Source organism: Falsigemmobacter intermedius (assembly GCF_004054105.1).
Lineage (GTDB): Bacteria > Pseudomonadota > Alphaproteobacteria > Rhodobacterales > Rhodobacteraceae > Wagnerdoeblera > Wagnerdoeblera intermedia.
Genome location: NZ_SBLC01000007.1, coordinates 38468 through 56464, shown reverse-complemented (window position 1 = coordinate 56464; position 17997 = coordinate 38468). Strand labels below are relative to the sequence as shown.

Below are 17997 nucleotides of genomic sequence, written 5' to 3'. Positions count from 1 at the left end.
ATTCCTCCTCTGGATAGTCTGATGAGATTGTCAGACATTTTAAATCACTTGAACAGACGGTCTGTGAAAAATCACGGCTTCCGGCTGCGAATTCCGTTCAGAAGTGTGGCCACCGTCAGCCGCGCGGTCTCTTCGCGGCCCATGGGACCATCGGGGCGGAACCAGCTGCCCAGAGAGTTGAGCGCAAGGCCAAGGGTGAAGGCGGCGATGCGGACATCGGGCACCTGAAGTGAGCCGTCGGCCATGCCGCGGGCGATGGTCCGGCGGATCAGGGCATCGATCTCGCGCTTGAGGGCGCGGAACTGGCTGCGGCTTTCCGGCGCGAGAAGATGGTCCTGGGTGCGTGCCACGCAGATCCCGAAATCATCCATCATCTCAAAGGCATGCGCCATCATCATCGCCTCAAGCGCCTCGGCGCCGGTGAAGCCGTCCTGGTCCGTGGCCCGCATGGATTGCGCTAGGGCATTCAGCCCGCGGCGGGTGCATTCCATCAGGATTTCGTCCTTATTGGCGAAGTAATGATAGATCGTCGGCTTTGTGACATTCAGCGCCGAGGCCACATCATCGAGCGAGGTGGCGTGATAGCCCTTTTCGTTGAAGAACCTTGCGGCGGTGCGCAGCACGGCTTCGCGTTTGGCGGCGCGTTCACGCTCGCGTTCATCGGCGCTGGTCCAGGGAGAGGGGCTTGCGCTGCGGCGTGCGGTAGGGGGCAAGGTGATCTCGCTTCTGAGAGAGCGCAGTGATACCCTTCGGATACTCTTGCGTCATAAACTTACTTGTCAGTATAGAGATTACCTCTGGGAACATCATGCGTCAACGGGAGGAGAGACCATGCTGCTGTCTGAAGATCAGGTCCTGATCCGCGATATGGCACGCCGGTTTGCGGCGGAGCGTCTGGCCCCGCAGGCGGCGGCCTGGGATGAGACGCATCATTTCCCCGCAGAGGTTCTGCGTGAGATGGGGGAATTGGGGCTGATGGGCATGCTGGTGCCGGAAGCCTGGGGCGGGACTTTTACCGATACTGTGGCCTATGCGCTGGCGATTGAAGAGATTGCGGCCGGGGCCGGCGGGCTTTCCACCATCATGTCGGTGCATAATTCGGTGGGCTGTGTGCCGATTTTGCGCTTTGGCACCGAGGCGCAGAAAGAGACCTATCTGCGCCGCATGGCCAGCGGGGAATGGCTGGGGGCCTTTTGTCTGACTGAGCCGCATGCCGGATCGGATGCCTCGGCGCTGCGCTGTCGCGCGGTGCGGGTGGAGGGCGGCTGGAAGCTGAACGGCGTGAAGCAGTTTATCACGAGCGGGCAGAATGCCGATGTGGCGATTGTCTTTGCCGTGACTGACCCGGATGCCGGGAAGAAGGGGATTTCGGCCTTCATCGTTGAGACGGCGACGCCCGGATGGCGCGTGGCCTCGATCGAGCGAAAGATCGGGCAGCATCTGTCGGATACCGCGCAGATCGCGCTGGAGGATCTGGTGGTGCCTGAAGGCAATATGCTCGGTGCGGAGGGTGAGGGCTATAAGATCGCGCTGGCCAATCTGGAGGGGGGCCGGATCGGTATTGCGGCGCAGTCGGTGGGCATGGCCCGCGCGGCGCTGGAGGCAGCGGTGGATTATGCCAATGAGCGCGAATCGATGGGCAAAAAGCTGATCGGCCATCAGGCGGTGGCCTTCCGGCTGGCGGATATGGCCACTCAGGTCGCCGTGGCGCGGCAGATGGTTCTGCATGCGGCGGCGGTGAAAGACAGCGGAGCGCCCGCGCTGGTCGAGGCCTCACAGGCGAAGCTCTTTGCTTCGGAGATGGCAGAGAAGGTCTGCTCGGATGCGATCCAGATCTTTGGCGGCTATGGCTATACCAAAGACTTTCCCGTCGAGCGCATCTGGCGTGATGTGCGGATCACGCAGATTTATGAGGGCACTTCGGATATCCAGCGGATGGTGATTGCGCGCAGCCTTCAGAGCTGAAGCGGCCGGGCCGGCGCTGCGGGACGGGTTTTTTTGAGTATTTAAGAAAAGCCAAAGACAAAGGGGCGGCGCCGGAAGGTGCCGCCCCTTTGCTGATCGTGAGGCGGATCAGACTTTGTTTTTGCCCAGAGCCAGCACGCAGAGAAGCGTGATCACGGCAGAGGCAAGCAGGTAGTAGCCAACATGCGCCATGCCGTAATTCGCCTGCAGCCATGTGGCGGCATAGGGGGCAAGCGAGGCGCCGAAGATGCCTGCGAAGTTAAAGGTCATCGAGGAGCCGGTGTAGCGCACCGAGGCCGGGAAGGGGGCCGCGAGGGTGGCGCCGATCACCCCATAGGTCAGGCCCATCAGGAACATGCCGATGGTGACGAAGGGGTAGATGTTCAGCGCGCCATCCGTGCCCGGCGTCATCAGCGGCGCAAGCGCAAAGGAGAAGAGGCCGATGGCGGCGGTCACGGCGATCAGGAAGGCATAGCGGCCGGTTTTGTCAGCGACTTTTCCGGCGAGGATGATGCCGATCCCGAAGATCACCGAGCCGAAGATCTGCACGAGAAGCGCGTCTTTGAAGGGGATGCCCACAACTTTGACGTTATAAGACAGAAGCCATGCGGTGCAGATGTAGAAGAGCACAAAGGTGACCAGGGCGGCAAAGGTGCCGAGGAAGAGGGTCATCTTGTATTTGCTGAAAACTTCCGCTGCCGGGACCTTCACGCGCTCTTTTTTCTTCAGGGCATCCGCAAATTCCGGGGTCTCTGTGATGGAGAGGCGGACCCAGAGGCCAAGGCCGATCAGCAGGATCGAGGCAAGGAAGGGCAGGCGCCAGCCCCAGGAGAGGAAAGCCTCTTCGTCGATGACGTGCAGCAGGATCCAGAAGAAGCCCGACGACAGGAACAGGCCCACCGGCGCGCCGAGTTGCGGGAACATGCCATACCAGGAGCGTTTGCCCTCAGGCGCGTTTTCGGTGGCAAGGAGCACTGCCCCGCCCCATTCGCCGCCCAGACCGAAGCCCTGACCAAAGCGGCAGAGTGCCAGCAGCAGCGGGGCTGCCACGCCGATCTGTTCATAGGTCGGCAGCAGGCCGATGATGATCGTGGAGATGCCCATGGTGAGGAGTGCGGCCACCAGGGTGGCCTTGCGACCCACGCGGTCACCGAAGTGGCCAAAGACCAGCGCGCCGAAGGGGCGGGCGAAGAAGGCGATCGAGAAGGTTGCGAAGCTTGCAAGCAGCGCGGTCATCGGGTCGCTTCCGGGGAAGAAGAGCACCGGGAAGACCAGAACGGCTGCCGTGGCATAGGCGTAGAAGTCGAAAAATTCGATCGTGGTGCCGATCAGCGAGGCTGAGAGCACCTGAGCGGGGGAGTTTTTCCGCGGCGCTGCCTTTTGGGCACCGGCGGGAGAGCTTTGAGAAGACACTTTGGTCACCGGGTAATTTTATTTCGTTATGGCTTCAGTTTTTGAAATTGAAGCGCCTGGTGACCGGGTAACCGTCGGGGCAAAGGGTTGAAAGATGAAAGAATGTCGCGGGCGTCAGATATGCAGTAGTTGCATGGCTTGTGCTTAAAATGCAAACCGGGCGGGGAGTTCCCCGCCCGGTTCCTGTGCAGATTGAAAAGCCGCGATCAGTTGCGGGCTTTGTCGACCATTTTGCCTTTGGAGATCCAGGGCATCATTTCGCGCAGTTTCGCACCGGTCTGTTCGATCAGATGCTCGTCGTTGGCGCGGCGCGAGGCTTTGATGGTCGGCTGGCCGACAGCGTTCTCGAGCATGAAGTCGCGGACGAATTTGCCCTGCTGGATGTCCGTGAGGACTTCTTTCATGCGGGCTTTGGTCTCTTCGTACTTCAGAATGCGCGGGCCGGTAACATATTGGCCGTATTCTGCGGTGTTCGAGATCGAGTAGTCCATGTTGGCGATGCCGCCTTCATAGATCAGGTCGACGATCAGTTTCACTTCGTGCAGGCACTCGAAATAGGCCATTTCCGGAGCGTAGCCGGCTTCGACCAGGGTTTCAAAGCCGCAGCGGATCAGTTCAACCAGACCGCCGCAGAGAACAGCCTGCTCACCGAAGAGGTCGGTTTCGCATTCTTCGCGGAAGTTGGTCTCGATGATGCCCGAGCGGCCGCCGCCGATGGCGGAGCAGTAGGACAGACCGATTTCCAGCGCTTTGCCGGTTGCGTCCTGGTGAACAGCCACGAGGCAGGGCACGCCGCCGCCTTTGGTGTATTCGCCGCGCACGGTGTGGCCCGGGCCTTTCGGAGCCATCATGATGACGTCAACGCCGGCTTTCGGCTCGATCAGGCCGAAGTGCACGTTCAGGCCGTGCGCGAAAGCGATTGCCGAGCCTTCGCGCAGGTTGTCGTGGACGTATTTCTTGTAGGTGTCAGCCTGCAGCTCGTCAGGCATGGTGAACATGATGACGTCGCACCAGGCAGCCGCTTCGGCGATGCCCATGACTTTCAGGCCTTCTGCTTCGGCTTTCTTTGCCGAGGCCGAACCTTCGCGCAGAGCGACGACGAGGTTTTTTGCACCCGAATCGCGCAGGTTCAGCGCATGGGCGTGGCCCTGCGAGCCGTAGCCGAGGATGGCCACTTTTTTGTCTTTGATCAGGTTCACATCGCAATCGCGATCGTAATAAACGCGCATATCCGCATCCTTTCCGGGTCTGTTGCGGCTAATTTAACGGCATTTCCCGAAAGGTGATCGCAAACTTCGCAAAGATTGCGGCTGTGATGGATTATTTATTCTTTTTTTGATATTTTGTTGAGATGACTATTCAGATCGATGACACGGACCGCAGGATTCTACGCCAGTTGCTGGCGGATCCTGAGATGACCACGGCCGATCTTGCGGCTCGGGCCGGGGTGACCACGGCGACCTGCTGGCGCAGGCTGGACCGGCTGCGGGCGGCCGGCGTCGTGGGGGTGCCGCGTGCGGTGATCGACTGGCGCGCCATGGGCTATGAGGTCGAGGTGTCCCTGCGCTTTAACCTCGATAAGACCCATCCGCGGGCTTTTGATGAGTTCATCGACGCTGCGCGGCTGGTGCCGGAAGTGGTGCGGATCGAGACCTTTCTGGGGCGTGTTGATCTGCGGCTGAACGTGATTGCCCGCGATATGGCGCATTATGCCGAAGTCTATCGCAGCCGGATCCTCAGCCTGCCGCATATCTCGGATATTGAGGCGCTGATGCTGGTTGCGACGCTGAAGGATGAGACGGCGTTGCCAATCTGACGCCGCGTTCGGGGCCGGGGAAAGGGCGAAGAGATGACGGATCTGGATGAGATCGACCGGGCCTTGCTGGCAATGCTGGCGCGGGACGCCACGACGGCGGCGGGTGCGATGGGGAAAGCCCTGGGGATCAGCCAGCCCGCGGCCTGGCGGCGTATCCGGCGGCTGGAAGAGGCCGGTGTGATCCGCGGGCGGCGGCTGGATGTCGACCGCGCGGCGCTTGGCTTTGGGGTGACGGTCTTTCTGGGCGTCAAGCTGGCCACCAAGGGGCGCGTCAGCATTGAAGATTTTGAGCGCGCGGTGAAGGCCATTCCTGAGGTTCAGGTGGTCCAGCATGTGCTGGGGCTCTTTGATTATCGCCTGCGTGTGGTCGCCCGGGATATTGCTGATTTTGAACGGGTTTTGCGCCGCCGCATCATGACGCTGCCCGGGGTGGGGCAGGTTGAGGCCAATGTGCTTTTGTCGGAAGAGGAGCGCCCCGGCCCGATCGGCTGAGGCCGCCCCGTTCTGCCTTCAGGGCGTTGCGACGCCGCGCAGAGAGGCCGCTTCCTGACGGGCCTGGCGCAGCCCGTCCATCGCGGCGCGCAGTTCGGCTTCGGTCTGAGCGATGCGGTTGGCGAGTTCTGCCTCGCGCTCCTGCAGATAAAGAATGGCCTCGTCGCGGGTTTCTTCGGCTTCATGCAGCGCCTGGGCCAGGCGTTCCAGCTCTCCGGTCTCTTCGCCCGGCACGCGGGTAAAGCGCTGCATCAGCCAATAGGCGAACCAGCCCAGCGCGAAGGAGACGAAAAGAATGACGGCCATCCCGATAATCAGCTCGGTGCGGTTCATCTGGGCTCTCCTTATATGCGCGGGCGCGGGCGCAGGTTTTCCACGTCAGGGTGCGGCGTCCAGAGGCCATCGTCAACCGCTTCAGGGGCAGTTTCGGTGCCGGCTTCAGGGGCGGCCCCGGTACCGGTCTCCGTGTCAGCCTCCCTGTCAGCCTCAGGGGCGGGATCCGCCGGATCTTCCGAAGCGGCCTCCGAGGCAGGCTGGGTCGCTGGCTCTGTTTCCGGCTCAGCCGGGGGCGCGGGGGCAGGGACCTCTTCCGTAGGGGGGAGTTCGCCGTCGCTGCCGACTTCCAGATCCCCGGCCTCGCCCATCGGCTCTTCGCCCTCGGGGATCAGCTCTGCATCTTCATCGCCGGTGGTGGCATCGGGCAGGGCCTCGCCGTCGTCTTCCGGTTCAATCTCACGCAGCAGATCGCGCAGACTGGGGCGGGTCTCAATTTCATTGAGCAGCTTCACCGCGATGCGGCGGTTGGCATCGCGGCCTGCTTCGGTCCCATTGTCGGCCAGGGGCTGCGACGCGCCATAGCCGCGTGCGCTCATCTCGCTGACATCGGTCCCAAGCTCGGCAAGTTTTTGCAAAACCGCATCGGCGCGTTCCTGCGACAGCGCCAGATTGCTTTCGGCGCGGCCCTGGGAATCGGTGTGACCGCCGATCTCAAGCTGCACCTCGCGGCAGTCTTTCAGGGCAGCGGCCAGATCTTCGACGATTTTCAGCGAATCGCCTTCCAGCGTCTTAGAGCCGGGGGCGAATTTGATCTGACGGGCACCGAGGATGGTTTCGGCAAACTTCAGGCAGTCATGGGCTGAGGGCAGACCCCTGGTTGGGTCAAGGCGTTCGTTATAGGTGACATCGACCCGGAACTCGGCCCCCTGGCCAAGGCGGTTTGACAAAAGCCGCGAGATTTCGGCCCTTGCGCCCTGGTTTCCCGTCTCGCCCTTCACGGCGACAAGCTCCGGCTCAACCAGAAGCCCGCCACTGTTCAGTTCTGAAAGCGCTGCAAGCCCGGCCAGGACCCGCAGCCCCCATCCGTGAGGCAGAGTGTCTTCCTGGCGGGTGGCAATATAGACGTTTTCGGCCCCGAACCGCGCACGGGCAAAGGCTTCAACCACGGTTTTCATCCGGTCATCCGCAAGGCGCCCGCGCAGTTGCACCTTACCCTCCGCCGTCAGGACGCCGGTGAACTGGGCCGGGCCTTCGGCGCGCTGCTCTCGCGGGGTCAGGGTGGCCTTCAGGGAGAAGACATCCGGCAGCGCAGTGGTCAGTTCACCGACAACGCGGTCAAATTCGCTCTGCAACACGCTGCTGTCCGCGATCAGCGTCAGGTCGACGTCCGACATGGTGATTGAGCCCGCGCCCAGCTTTGCCAGGGCCGCGATGGACTGCACCGCCGCATCCGCCCAGCGGGGCGAAGGGGTGCCAAGACCGATCACGCAGCCGGGGCTGCCTTCGATCCCGGCCTGACGCGCAGCGCTCAGAATACGGGCGCGCGCGCGTTCAGAATCGGCGGCGCAGGCATCAAAACGTGCGGCGCCCTCTTCGATCACGAAGCGCAGGGTGAAGGGGGTGATCACGGGGCGGGGGGCGGAAATCTCGGTGACGATATTCAGGCCCCGGGGACGGACGCGGTTCAGCGCCCGCTCAAACCCGGCTTTCTGATCGGGGCTGTCGGCAATGGCGGTGATTTTCACCTGGGTGGCCGAGATCGAAATCTTAGAGCGCGGCAGGGTCTTGAGGGCCTCAAAGCCGAAGGTGATCGCCTGATCCCAGCCCTCGGGGGCGGGGAAATCGGCGGTTTCGATCATATTGGTCAGCTCCTGCCCGCTCAGCCCGTCGGCGGCGGTCACGAAGTCCTCCCCCTCCCAGGCGGCGGGCACGAGGCCGATGATTGAAACGCCATCGTCGTTGCGCAGCAGCTCCAGCGAGAAATGCGGCGCGGTCAGCGCCCGGGCCGGCGTCACTTCCATCCGGTCGATCACCCGGCTGGCGCCGACGGTATCCGCGACCACCTTGGCGGCGCGAAAGCGCATCGCCTCCGTCGGGGCGGTGCCGGTGAGCGTGACCAGAAGCCCGTCAGCAGAGGCTTCGACCCAGTCAAAACCTGCGTTGTTCAATGCGCGCTGCGAATGCCGCTCAGAGCGGCTTTCCAAAGCACCGCCCACAAACGTCGCCATCACCAGCGAAAATGCGGCGGCGAAGAGAAAGGCGGCGAGGGTCAGTAAAACTTTGCGGCGCTGCATCCGATGTTCCCGGCTTGGAAGACCTCTTGGTAGGGGGCGCTCAACCCGGGATCAATGCGGCCAGCGCCGCACCGGCAAGAAACAGCGCAAGAATCAGCCCCGCATCGCGGTTGGATTTAAAGAGCCTGAGGCAAAGGTCGGTATTTTCCGTTTCCAGCCGTGAAAGCTGCCAGGTGAGATGCCCGGCAAAGAGCCAGACCCCGGCCAGCGCCACCACAACGGCCGCAACCGATGCCCCGGCCGGGAGGAGCGCCAGCAGCACTGCGGCGCTGAGCAGCAGCACCGCCGCAATCTGGAACCCGAAGAGCCAGCGACCGGTGTTCTCCGCAAAGAGCCGCGCGGTGGATTTGACGCCGATCAGCGCGTCATCCTCTTTGTCCTGATGGGCATAGATGGTGTCATAAAACAGCGTCCAGAAAATGCCCGCCACCCAAAGCAGCACCGCCGGCCAGCCGATGGAATTGTCATGCGCAGCCCAGGCCAGCAATGCGCCCCAGTTAAAGGCAAGGCCCAGAAACAGCTGCGGCCACCAGGTGAACCGCTTGGCGAAGGGATAGATCGCAACCAGTGCCAGTGAGCCGACCCCCAGCGCAATCGCCAGCGGTGGCAGCGTGATGAGCACCAGAAAGCCCAGAAGAGCCTGAGCCACCATCCAGACCACCGCCTGTTTCACGCTGACCTGTCCCGAAGGGATCGGACGCGAGCGGGTGCGCGCCACCTGGCCGTCGAAATTACGGTCGGTAATATCGTTCCAGGTGCAGCCAGCCCCCCGCATCACGAAGGCGCCGATCGTACATCCGGCCGCGAGCCAGAGATCCCAGAGAGTGGGTCGGCCTGCGGCAGCCGCCAGCGCAATCGCCCACCAGCAGGGCAGCAGCAAAAGCCAGGTTCCGATCGGGCGGTCGGCCCGCGAAAGACGCAGATAGGGACGCCAGGGCGCCGGGGCATAACGATCCACCCAGTTGTCGCTGGGGGCATCGGCAACGCGGCCTTCCGCCTCTGGCAATTTCGCGGCTCCGGTCATACACCTGTCCTCATGACACCCAAGGTCCGCCTCCATCTAGACCAGCCTCTCGCTCCGGGGCAACTGCTCGCGCCCGACCGCGATCAGGCCAATTATCTTTTCGCGGTCATGCGGCTTGCGCCGGGCGACCGCATTCTGGCCTTCAATGGCCGCGACGGCGAATGGGTGGCCGAAGTCACCCAGGCCTCCAAACGCGGGGGCGCGCTGATCGTTGTTGAGCAGACCCGCCCCGTGCAGCTGCCGCCCGATCTGTGGCTTCTGTTTGCGCCGATCAAAAAGGCCCGCACCGATTTCATCGTCGAAAAAGCGACCGAGATGGGCGCGGCCCGGATCCTGCCGGTGCAGACGGATTTCACCAATTCCGAACGTCTGCGTCAGGACCGCCTGCAGGCGCACGCCCTGGAAGCCGCCGAGCAATGCGGCGGGACCTATGTGCCGGAAGTGGCTGATCTTCAGCCGCTCTCGAAACTCCTGGCCTCCTGGGATCCGTCGCGCCGCATCCTTTGGTGCGATGAGGCCCGCGTGGGCTCTGTGCACAGCCTTAAGGGGCTGGAGCGCGGGCCCTGGGCCATTCTGATCGGCCCGGAAGGCGGCTTCTCCCCGGCGGAACAGGCAAAGCTGGCCGCGCTTCCCTTTGTCACCCCCGTTTCGCTCGGGCCGCGCATCCTGCGGGCCGATACGGCTGCGGTCGCCGCGCTCAGCCTCTGGCAGGCTGAGCTTGGCGACTGGACCGGAGCGTAAGCCATGATCCGCCCCGAGGCTCAGGCATTTCTGTCGCGCTGGTCCGGGGTGGGCGCGGCGCTTGCACTGGTGCTCTGCGGGTTGTGGATCGGCACACGGGGCGGCTGGCTGTTGGCGGGCTTTGGCATCGGTCTGGCGCTTCTGGGCGCCGTGCTGGCACGCGATGCCTTTCAGCGGCTGCGCTTTAGCGGCGAAGCCGATGGCCCCGGCGCGGTTGAGGTGCTGGAGGGCCAGATTGCCTGGTTCGGGCCTTCTGGCGGCGGCTTTCTGGCGCTTTCTGATCTCAGCCGCGTGGGGTTGAAGACGGAGGGCGGCCAGCGGGTCTGGCTTTTGTCAGATGAGGCCGGAAACCGCCTCAGCGTCCCTGTTGATGCCGCAGGCGCCGGACAGCTTTTCGGCGCGCTGACGGCACTTCCGGGGCTTGATGGCGCAAAGCTGATCTCTGCCCTCGCCTCAGAAGAGGATATTGTCGTTCTCTGGCTGGCCGAAAGCGCCATTCTGCTTCCCTTCCGGCCCCGTCTCTAATCCCTGTGGCGGACTTGACTTGGCTCCGCCCAGGGGACACTTCTCATCCCAAACCAGTTTAAAGGCGGAGACCTGCATGTCTATTCCTCAGTCCGGCGGCGGGCCGATTGAACGTCCGGAGCAACTTGCCGAACTGATGGAATCGGGCTCCAAACCGCGCGACGCCTGGCGTATCGGGACCGAGCATGAGAAATTCGGCTGGCTGACCGCGACCCGTAAGCCCGTTCCCTACGCGGGCCAGGCCTCAGTGAAAGCCGTGCTCGAAGGGCTGCGCGACCGCTTCAACTGGACCCCGGTCCTTGAGGCGGGGGAACTGATCGGGCTGCACCGCGACGGCGCGAATATCTCGCTCGAACCCGGTGGCCAGCTGGAACTCTCCGGCGCGCCTCTCGCATCGGTCGTTGAGACAGAGGCAGAGCTGCAAAACCACCTCACCGAGGTTGAGGCCGTCGCAGGCCCCCTTGGCATCCGCTATATGAGCCTTGGGGCCGCGCCTGAGTGGTCGCATGACGAAATGCCGGTAATGCCCAAGGGCCGCTACCGCCTGATGACCGAATATATGGGGCGCGTGGGCACGCACGGCACCCAGATGATGTATCGCACCTCGACCGTCCAGGTGAACCTCGACTTCGGGTCAGAGGCCGATATGGTCAAAAAGATGCGCGTGGCGCTGGCGCTGCAGCCGGTGGCAACCGCGCTCTTTGCTTCGTCGCCTTTCTTTGACGGCAGGCCCAACGGCCACAAATCCTGGCGTTCGCGGATCTGGCGCGGACTTGATAATTCGCGCACCGGTATGCTGCCCTTCGTCTTCGATGAGGGCTTTGGCTTTGAAGCCTATGCCGACTGGGTCCTCGATGTGCCGATGTATTTTGTCTACCGCGACGGCAATTACATCGACGCCCGCGGCCAGAGCTTCCGGGATTTCCTGAAAGGCAAACTCCCCGCCATGCCGGGCGAAGTGCCGACGCTCTCGGACTGGGCTGACCACCTCACCACCGTTTTCCCCGAAGCCCGGGTGAAGAAATATATCGAAATGCGCGGCGCAGATGCGGGCTCTCAGGCCCATCTCAGCGCGCTTCCGGCCTTCTGGGTCGGGCTGATGTATGACCAGGGCGCACTCGATGCTGCCTGGGATCTTGTCAAAGGCCTCTCTGCGGACACGCGCGAAGGCCTGCGGGTCGCCGCTTCTGAGAAGGCGCTTCAGGGCGAAGCCGATGGCATCCGCCTGCTCGATCTCGCCCGGGAAACGCTGAAACTTTCGCGTCAGGGCCTGCAGGCCCGCGGCCTTGCGGAAGAACGCTTCCTCGACATCCTCGATGCGGATGCCGCCAAAGGCGAGGTCCAGGCCGACCGCCTGCTGCGCGCCTATGATACGGAATGGATGAAAGACCTGACCCCGATCTACAGCGCAACAAGCCTGTGATCGGGGAAGCCTGAAGGGGCGCTGCCCCTTCAGACGGGGGTGCGGGGGCCGTGGCCCCCGCTTTTTGTTTGCCTGCCCCCGCGCTTACTGCCCGCGATCGGCCCAGCCTGCGAAGATCTTCTCCAGCACCACCACGACGTAGAAAAGCACGATTCCCAGGAAGGCCAGCGCCAGCAGCACCGCGAACATCAGCGGGTAATCCGCATTGATCTTACCGCTGTCAAACAGCGCCCCCAGACCGCGCCCATGCGGCTCCACAATCTCCATGAGGTTGGTGCCGATAAAGGCCAGCGTCACCGCCACCTTCAGTGCGCCAAAGAACTCCGGCAGAGTCTTCGGCAGCGCGATCTTGCGGAAAATCGTAAACCGACTTGCCCCGAGCGCACGCAGAATATCGCGGTATTCCGGCTCCAGCGTCGACAGCCCGATCGAGACCGAGACTGCAATCGGGAAAAACGAGATCATAAAGGCGATCAGGATGGTGTTGAAATCATGCTGACCCACAAAGATCAGCGCAATGACCGGCACCACAGAGGCTTTCGGGATGGCGTTAAAGCCCACCAGGATCGGGTAAAGCGCCTCGCGCATGATGCGCGAAAATCCCATGATCATGCCAAGGAAGGTGCCAAAGAGCACCGCCAGCAGCAGGCCCGCCACCGTGCGCCAGAGCGTGTCCCAGCCCATGGTCAGAAACAGATGCCCATAGCGCTGATACGCCGGCCAGAGATCCGAGGGCGAGGCCATTTTGTAATCCGGCCAGCCTTTGAACCAGACCAGCCATTCCCAGAAGGCGATGATGACCAGTAGGGCCAGCAGCGGCGGAGCCGCCTTGCGAAATGCCTGCATCAATGCGCCCCCCCGTTGCGGCCCTGGGCAATCTCAATCTGGTCGCGCAGAATGGCCAGGCGCTCGATGCTCTTCGCCTCATACAGCATGGAAATCGGGCGCGGGTTGATCGGATAATCCACCTGCATGCGGTATTGCACATGCGCCGGACGGTCCGAGAGCACGATAATCTCATCGGCGAGATAGACACTCTCGCGCAGATCATGGGTGATCAGCAGGGCGGTAAACGGCTCCTCTGCGCGCAGCTTATGCATCAATTGCCACAGATCCTCACGGGTAAAGGCATCAAGCGCGCCGAAGGGTTCATCCATGATGAGGACTTCCGGCTTATGCACGATGGCGCGGCAAAGGCTCGCGCGCTGGCGCATACCGCCGGAAAGCTGGCTCGGCCGCTTGGCTTCAAACCCGGAAAGACCCACCAGCGCCAGAAGCTTCCTCGCCCGCTCTTCGCGCTGCGCCTTCGGCATGGACGGGGCCACAATCTCCAGCGGCAGCATTACGTTTTCCAAAATCGTGCGCCATTCCAGCATGACGGGATTTTGAAAAGCCATGCCCACGGTCTTGCGCGGTGTTTTCACCCGCTCGCCATGCAGCCAGACTTCGCCCTGATCAGGCTTCATCAGCCCGGCAATCAGCCGCGTCAGCGTGGATTTTCCACAGCCCGAAGGCCCCACAACGGCGCAGAATTTCCCCTCAGGGATCGCAATATTCAGATCACGCAATACCGGCAGCGCCCCTGCAGGCGTCCGGTAGGCATGCGTTACGCCCTTAATTTCAACAAGATCAGCCACGTCGGACCGCCCCCCATAGACAGAATACACCCCGGCACGGGCAAGTCGCCGCCGGGGTGTGCGTGCAATCAGAACTTCAGGCTGCCGTCTTTGGGCAGATAAGCGTCTGTGTAGTAAAGCTCAGGCGTCGGCGCGTTTTTGAACTCATAGATCTCTTTGAGCTGCTCAATCGACTTCGCATAGCGGTCGGCATCAATGCCGCCCATGCCATTGGCTTTGACGTAATCGGTCACAACCACATCACGCAAAGCCAGCTCCAGCCGCTCGGTCTCCAGCTCAACATCCGAGGCCGGGGTGCGCGGGATCATCCCCTCCACCGCCTTTTTCGGGTCTTTGGCAGCATCCTGCCAACCCTTTGCAGCGGCTTTGATAAATCCGGTGACCGCCGCTTCATTGGCCTTTGCGAAGTCGGTGTTCACGATCACGGCGTTGCCGTAATAATGCACGCCGTAATCGGCCATCAGCATGACGTTCAGATCTTCGGCCGGAACGCCGAGGCGGCGGGTGTTCAGGAAGCTGGTGAAGGAGAAGCCGGTGACGGCATCAACTTTGCCTTCCGCCAGCATCGGCTCACGGGTGGGGAAGCCCACCGGCTCGACGGTGATCTTGCTGACATCCAGACCATTGGCACTGGCCAGCGCCGGAAACTGCGACCAGGCGCCATCCGGCGGCGGCGCGCCGAGGATTTTGCCCTCAAGATCTTTCAGTTCATTGATGCCCTGGGACTTGCGGCCCACGATGGCGGCAGCGGGTTTGTCATAGACAATCATCACCGCGGTGATCGGTGCGCCGGGGTTTTGATCGAGAAACTTTGCGATCGAGTTCATATCGGCAAAGCCGAACTGAAACGCGCCGGTTGCCACCTTCGGAATCGCATCAAGCGAGCCCTGGCCCGCCTGGATTTCCACCTTCAGCCCCTCAGCGCCGAAGTGGCCATTGTCGACCGCAGCAAACCAGGGCGCGGCAGGCCCCTCAAATTTCCAGTCGAGCGCAAAGTTGATCGCCGTTTCCGCCGCGGCGACACCCGCCGTCAGGCCCGAGAGCGACAGACCAAGCGCCGCGACTTTCAAAGCACGTTGAAGCATCAGTTTCCTCCGGTTGGACTTAGGCCAGCCTGGCATGTGCCGAAGAGAGGGGCAGCCATTTGTCTTATTTTTGTGCGGCAAGTCTGACCGAATTGCCCGAATTTAAGCAACATTGATTTTATTGCCGCCGTATTGGGCAAAAAATAAGTGCGCCGCATAAAAGAAAGCCGGCCCGCGAGCCGGCTTTCTCCACCAGGTCTTCCATTTCAAACGAAGAACTGGCCGCCGTTTGCAGTGATGGTCGAGCCGTTGATGAAGGCCGAGTCCTCTGCCACGAGGAAGGTCACGCAGCGCGCGATTTCCTCCGGCTCGCCCAGGCGGCCGGTGGGGATCTGTGCGGCGATGCTTTCGCGCGCTTTCTCGGGCATGGCCATCACCATTTCCGTGGCGATATAGCCCGGGCAGATCGCATTGGCGGTGATGCCATTGCGCGCGCCTTCCTGCGCGAGGCTTTTCACGATCCCCAGATCGCCCGCTTTGGTTGCGGCATAGTTTACCTGACCGAACTGACCTTTTTGTCCGTTGATCGAGGAGATCACCACAACACGGCCGAAGCGGCGCTCACGCATACCGGCCCAGACCGGATGAACCGTGTTGAAAACGCCGTTCAGGTTGGTGTCGACCACTTCTTTCCACTGCGCGTGGGTCATTTTGTGGAAGGGTGCATCGCGGGTGATGCCCGCATTGGCCACCACGATATCAATCGGGCCGAGCTCGGCTTCGATGGCCGCGATCCCGGCCTTTGAGGCCTCATAATCCGAGACGTCCCATTTCCAGGTCGGAATGCCGGTGTCGGCGGTGAAGCCACGGGCGGCCTCATCATTGCCGGCATAGTTCGCCGCGACGGTATAACCGGCTGCTTTCAGCGCCTTAGAAATGGCAGCGCCAATGCCGCGGGTTCCACCGGTGACCAGTGCGACTCTCGACATGAATCCTCCTCACAGAAATTATATGTCTTTTGGTTTTGTTACTACGCAAGAATCATGCGCGCAACTATATTGCGCACATGCTCTGCGGAAATACCTCAGCGTTCGAGGCACATGGCAACGCCCATGCCGCCGCCAATGCAGAGGGTGGCCAATGCGCGTTTGGCATCGCGGCGCTGCATTTCGAAAAGGAGGGTGTTGAGAACCCGCGCGCCCGACGCCCCGATCGGATGGCCGATGGCAATGGCACCCCCGTTGACGTTCACAATCGACGGATCCCAGCCCATCTCTTTGTTGACCGCACAGGCCTGGGCGGCAAAGGCCTCATTGGCCTCGACAAGGTCGAGATCCTGCACGCCCCAGCCCGCTTTGCTCAGCGCTTTGCGGCTGGCATGGACGGGGCCCACGCCCATGATCGCCGGGTCCAGACCGGCCGTCGCATAGGAGGCGATGCGCGCCAGGATCTTCAGCCCGCGTTTTTCGGCCTCAGCCTCTGACATCAGCAGAACCGCGGCCGCGCCGTCATTGATGCCGGAGGCATTTGCCGCCGTCACCGAGCCGTCTTTGGTAAAGGCCGGGCGCAGGCCGGACATGGCTTCAAGGGTGGCACCGTGGCGGATGTATTCATCCGCGCTGACCACGGTTTCGCCCTTGCGGGTTTTCAGGGTCACCGGAACGATCTCATCGGCGAATTTACCGGCCTTCTGCGCGGCCTCAGCCTTGTTCTGGCTGGCAACGGCGAAGATGTCCTGCTCCTCGCGGGAGATCTGCCATTTATTGGCAACGTTCTCAGCGGTCTGGCCCATGTGGTAGCCGTTGAAAGCATCCCAGAGGCCGTCTTTGATCATCGAATCGATGAAATTCAGATCGCCCATCTTCTGGCCCGCGCGCAGATGCGCGACATGGGGGGAGAGCGACATGTTTTCCTGGCCACCGGCGGCCACAATTTCAGCATCCCCAAGCGCGATGTGCTGTGCCGCAATGGCCACGGCGCGCAGGCCCGATCCGCAGACCTGGTTAATCGACCAGGCCGAGCTTTCCTGCGGCAGCCCCGCTTTGATATGCGCCTGGCGTGCCGGGTTCTGGCCCTGGCCTGCGGTCAGCACCTGGCCGAGGATGGTCTCAGAGACCTCAGCCCTGTCAATGCCCGCGCGGGCACAGATGGCCTCAAGCACAATGGCGCCAAGGTCATGCGCGGGGGTCTGGGCGAACGCGCCGTTGAAGCTGCCAACCGGGGTACGGGCTGCGGATACAATAACAACTTTGGTCATGGGCTTCCTTCCCTGAGTGGGGCGGGGACGGGGACCTGCCCCCTCCTGCCGGTCCGTCGGGCAAAATACGCCCGGACTCAGCCCCGCCGCAGGGCGACGGGGTGCTGTGCGTTATGGCTAAGACGCCGAACAGGGAAGAGCAAGACAAATGGCCGCAGGTCAGCCCGCCGCCGCCCGCCCCCGCCTGGCCTGAGCCTCAGGGCGCGGCAGCCAGTCAGGCTGCAGCATCGGAGCGGCGAAGTGATAGCCCTGCATACAGTCGACCCCAAGGCTTGCCAGCCAGTCGGCATCGGCCTGACTTTCGACGGCTTCCGCCACCACAAGCATATCAAAATGCTGCCCGATGGAGGTCAGGGCGCGCGTCAGCACCTGATTGTCGGGATTGGAGGCGACATTGCGGATGAACTGCCCGTCGATCTTCACCATGTCGAAGAAGAACTCGCGGAAATAGCGAAAGGCGGTATAGCCCGCGCCAAAATCATCCAGGGCGAAGGCGATGCCCAGGCCGTGAAGCTCATCCATGAAGGCGCTTACCACCTCAGGCATCATCATGGCGGAGCTTTCGGTGATTTCGAGAATCAGCCGCTCGGCCAGGGTGTCATCCTGCTTCAGCCCCTGATGCAGGGTGTTCATCCAACGCCCGTAACCGATGGAGCGGGCGGACATATTGATCGAGAGCCGCAGGTCCGGGACCCGCTGCAGGATCGTCAGGCCATGGGTCAGGGCCGCGCAGTCGATCAGCCTGCCGGTTTCGCGGGTTTCAACGGCGGTGATGAATTCCCGCGCCGGGATGATGCGCCCTGAGGTGTCGAGGATGCGAATCAGCCCCTCATAAAAGGCCACCCGGCCTTTGTCGCGGGCAAGAACAACGGGCTGAAAGGCCAGGGCCGTGCGCCCCTCTCTCAGGGCCTGATCGACCATATCGAGCACTTCACGATCGCGCAGCGTGATGGCAGAGGTCAGCGGATCTGAAAAGCCCTCAGGCCGGGGGGGCTTGGGATGTGTCATGCGGGCCTCCTCTCGGGCATCTGCGGGCAGCCTGCCACGGGGAGCTTAATTCCCGTTTAAGTTTCCCATTTTGTTCTAATTGCGCTAATTTTCCGGGAGCT

General features: G+C 62.3%; 18 protein-coding genes. 6 read left to right on the top strand and 12 right to left on the bottom strand.

Annotated features, from left to right (window positions below):
- Positions 1-71: 71 nt before the first annotated feature.
- Positions 72-713 (bottom strand): TetR/AcrR family transcriptional regulator, encoded by a 642-nt coding sequence (locus tag EP867_RS06565; protein ID WP_128487412.1) that lies wholly within the window; start codon positions 711-713, stop codon positions 72-74.
- Between the two features lie 118 nt (positions 714-831).
- On the opposite strand from EP867_RS06565, the gene EP867_RS06560 reads away from it, so the two are divergent.
- On the top strand, positions 832-1965 hold the full coding sequence (locus EP867_RS06560) for an acyl-CoA dehydrogenase family protein (RefSeq protein WP_128487411.1): 1134 nt from the start codon (positions 832-834) through the stop codon (positions 1963-1965).
- 108 nt (positions 1966-2073) lie between these two features.
- Here EP867_RS06560 and EP867_RS06555 read toward each other — a convergent pair whose 3' ends face one another.
- Together EP867_RS06555 and ilvC are read right to left on the bottom strand one after the other, a co-directional pair.
- Positions 2074-3387 carry an MFS transporter gene (locus tag EP867_RS06555; RefSeq protein ID WP_128487410.1) on the bottom strand — a complete coding sequence of 438 codons (1314 nt, stop codon included), beginning with the start codon at positions 3385-3387 and terminating at the stop codon, positions 2074-2076.
- A gap of 197 nt (positions 3388-3584) precedes the next feature.
- Positions 3585-4607, bottom strand: a complete 1023-nt coding sequence (gene ilvC / locus EP867_RS06550) for a ketol-acid reductoisomerase (RefSeq protein ID WP_128487409.1) — start codon at positions 4605-4607, stop codon at positions 3585-3587.
- Between the two features lie 122 nt (positions 4608-4729).
- Here ilvC and EP867_RS06545 point away from each other — a divergent pair, with 122 nt between their 5' ends.
- Both EP867_RS06545 and EP867_RS06540 read left to right on the top strand, forming a co-directional pair.
- A complete protein-coding gene (locus EP867_RS06545; RefSeq protein WP_128487408.1) occupies positions 4730-5194 on the top strand; it encodes an Lrp/AsnC family transcriptional regulator in 465 nt (154 codons plus the stop codon).
- A 33-nt stretch (positions 5195-5227) separates the two neighbouring features.
- Positions 5228-5686, top strand: a complete 459-nt coding sequence (locus EP867_RS06540; protein ID WP_128487407.1) for an Lrp/AsnC family transcriptional regulator — start codon at positions 5228-5230, stop codon at positions 5684-5686.
- Between the two features lie 18 nt (positions 5687-5704).
- Here EP867_RS06540 and EP867_RS06535 read toward each other — a convergent pair whose 3' ends face one another.
- Genes EP867_RS06535 through ubiA form a run of 3 tightly spaced genes read right to left on the bottom strand, consistent with a single transcriptional unit; the run spans position 5705 to position 9280 of the window.
- Positions 5705-6019, bottom strand: a complete 315-nt coding sequence (locus EP867_RS06535; protein WP_128487406.1) for a hypothetical protein — start codon at positions 6017-6019, stop codon at positions 5705-5707.
- An 11-nt stretch (positions 6020-6030) separates the two neighbouring features.
- Complete coding sequence (locus EP867_RS06530; protein ID WP_128487405.1) at positions 6031-8256, bottom strand: OmpA family protein; 2226 nt, start codon at positions 8254-8256, stop codon at positions 6031-6033.
- Positions 8257-8296: 40 nt separating this feature from the next.
- On the bottom strand, positions 8297-9280 hold the full coding sequence (gene ubiA, locus EP867_RS06525) for a 4-hydroxybenzoate octaprenyltransferase (RefSeq protein ID WP_128487404.1): 984 nt from the start codon (positions 9278-9280) through the stop codon (positions 8297-8299).
- Positions 9281-9292: 12 nt separating this feature from the next.
- Here ubiA and EP867_RS06520 point away from each other — a divergent pair, with 12 nt between their 5' ends.
- From EP867_RS06520 to EP867_RS06510, 3 genes are all read left to right on the top strand, one after another.
- Complete coding sequence (locus tag EP867_RS06520; RefSeq protein ID WP_128487403.1) at positions 9293-10021, top strand: 16S rRNA (uracil(1498)-N(3))-methyltransferase; 729 nt, start codon at positions 9293-9295, stop codon at positions 10019-10021.
- A gap of 3 nt (positions 10022-10024) precedes the next feature.
- Entirely contained in the window at positions 10025-10546 is a 522-nt protein-coding gene (locus EP867_RS06515; protein ID WP_128487402.1) for a hypothetical protein, read from the top strand.
- Positions 10547-10622: 76 nt separating this feature from the next.
- A complete protein-coding gene (locus tag EP867_RS06510; RefSeq protein ID WP_128487401.1) occupies positions 10623-11969 on the top strand; it encodes a glutamate--cysteine ligase in 1347 nt (448 codons plus the stop codon).
- Positions 11970-12053: 84 nt separating this feature from the next.
- Here EP867_RS06510 and EP867_RS06505 read toward each other — a convergent pair whose 3' ends face one another.
- The 6 genes from EP867_RS06505 to EP867_RS06480 form a co-directional block, all read right to left on the bottom strand.
- Positions 12054-12815: an ABC transporter permease gene (locus EP867_RS06505; protein ID WP_128487400.1), complete on the bottom strand. Its 762-nt coding sequence runs from the start codon at positions 12813-12815 to the stop codon at positions 12054-12056.
- Positions 12815-13606, bottom strand: a complete 792-nt coding sequence (locus EP867_RS06500; RefSeq protein ID WP_128487399.1) for an ABC transporter ATP-binding protein — start codon at positions 13604-13606, stop codon at positions 12815-12817. Before EP867_RS06500 ends, EP867_RS06505 begins: the two co-directional genes overlap by 1 nt.
- A 68-nt stretch (positions 13607-13674) precedes the next feature.
- Positions 13675-14691 carry an ABC transporter substrate-binding protein gene (locus tag EP867_RS06495; RefSeq protein ID WP_128487398.1) on the bottom strand — a complete coding sequence of 339 codons (1017 nt, stop codon included), beginning with the start codon at positions 14689-14691 and terminating at the stop codon, positions 13675-13677.
- Positions 14692-14897: 206 nt separating this feature from the next.
- Positions 14898-15620 carry an acetoacetyl-CoA reductase gene (gene phbB, locus EP867_RS06490; RefSeq protein WP_128487397.1) on the bottom strand — a complete coding sequence of 241 codons (723 nt, stop codon included), beginning with the start codon at positions 15618-15620 and terminating at the stop codon, positions 14898-14900.
- A gap of 95 nt (positions 15621-15715) precedes the next feature.
- Positions 15716-16888, bottom strand: coding sequence for an acetyl-CoA C-acetyltransferase (locus EP867_RS06485; protein WP_128487396.1), 1173 nt, complete (start codon positions 16886-16888; stop codon positions 15716-15718).
- 159 nt (positions 16889-17047) lie between these two features.
- Positions 17048-17896: an EAL domain-containing protein gene (locus EP867_RS06480; RefSeq protein WP_128487395.1), complete on the bottom strand. Its 849-nt coding sequence runs from the start codon at positions 17894-17896 to the stop codon at positions 17048-17050.
- Between the last annotated feature and the right edge of the window lie 101 nt (positions 17897-17997).

What these genes read in the sequence shown, in the direction of transcription:
- EP867_RS06560 (WP_128487411.1), top strand. Translation starts at nt 832, where the DNA reads ATGCTGCTGTCTGAAGATCAGGTCCTGATCCGCGATATGGCACGCCGG.
- ilvC (WP_128487409.1), bottom strand. Translation starts at nt 4,607, where the DNA reads ATGCGCGTTTATTACGATCGCGATTGCGATGTGAACCTGATCAAAGAC.
- EP867_RS06545 (WP_128487408.1), top strand. Translation starts at nt 4,730, where the DNA reads ATGACTATTCAGATCGATGACACGGACCGCAGGATTCTACGCCAGTTG.
- EP867_RS06540 (WP_128487407.1), top strand. Translation starts at nt 5,228, where the DNA reads ATGACGGATCTGGATGAGATCGACCGGGCCTTGCTGGCAATGCTGGCG.
- EP867_RS06535 (WP_128487406.1), bottom strand. Translation starts at nt 6,019, where the DNA reads ATGAACCGCACCGAGCTGATTATCGGGATGGCCGTCATTCTTTTCGTC.
- EP867_RS06530 (WP_128487405.1), bottom strand. Translation starts at nt 8,256, where the DNA reads ATGCAGCGCCGCAAAGTTTTACTGACCCTCGCCGCCTTTCTCTTCGCC.
- ubiA (WP_128487404.1), bottom strand. Translation starts at nt 9,280, where the DNA reads ATGACCGGAGCCGCGAAATTGCCAGAGGCGGAAGGCCGCGTTGCCGAT.
- EP867_RS06520 (WP_128487403.1), top strand. Translation starts at nt 9,293, where the DNA reads ATGACACCCAAGGTCCGCCTCCATCTAGACCAGCCTCTCGCTCCGGGG.
- EP867_RS06515 (WP_128487402.1), top strand. Translation starts at nt 10,025, where the DNA reads ATGATCCGCCCCGAGGCTCAGGCATTTCTGTCGCGCTGGTCCGGGGTG.
- EP867_RS06510 (WP_128487401.1), top strand. Translation starts at nt 10,623, where the DNA reads ATGTCTATTCCTCAGTCCGGCGGCGGGCCGATTGAACGTCCGGAGCAA.
- EP867_RS06505 (WP_128487400.1), bottom strand. Translation starts at nt 12,815, where the DNA reads ATGCAGGCATTTCGCAAGGCGGCTCCGCCGCTGCTGGCCCTACTGGTC.
- EP867_RS06495 (WP_128487398.1), bottom strand. Translation starts at nt 14,691, where the DNA reads ATGCTTCAACGTGCTTTGAAAGTCGCGGCGCTTGGTCTGTCGCTCTCG.
- phbB (WP_128487397.1), bottom strand. Translation starts at nt 15,620, where the DNA reads ATGTCGAGAGTCGCACTGGTCACCGGTGGAACCCGCGGCATTGGCGCT.
- EP867_RS06485 (WP_128487396.1), bottom strand. Translation starts at nt 16,888, where the DNA reads ATGACCAAAGTTGTTATTGTATCCGCAGCCCGTACCCCGGTTGGCAGC.
- EP867_RS06480 (WP_128487395.1), bottom strand. Translation starts at nt 17,896, where the DNA reads ATGACACATCCCAAGCCCCCCCGGCCTGAGGGCTTTTCAGATCCGCTG.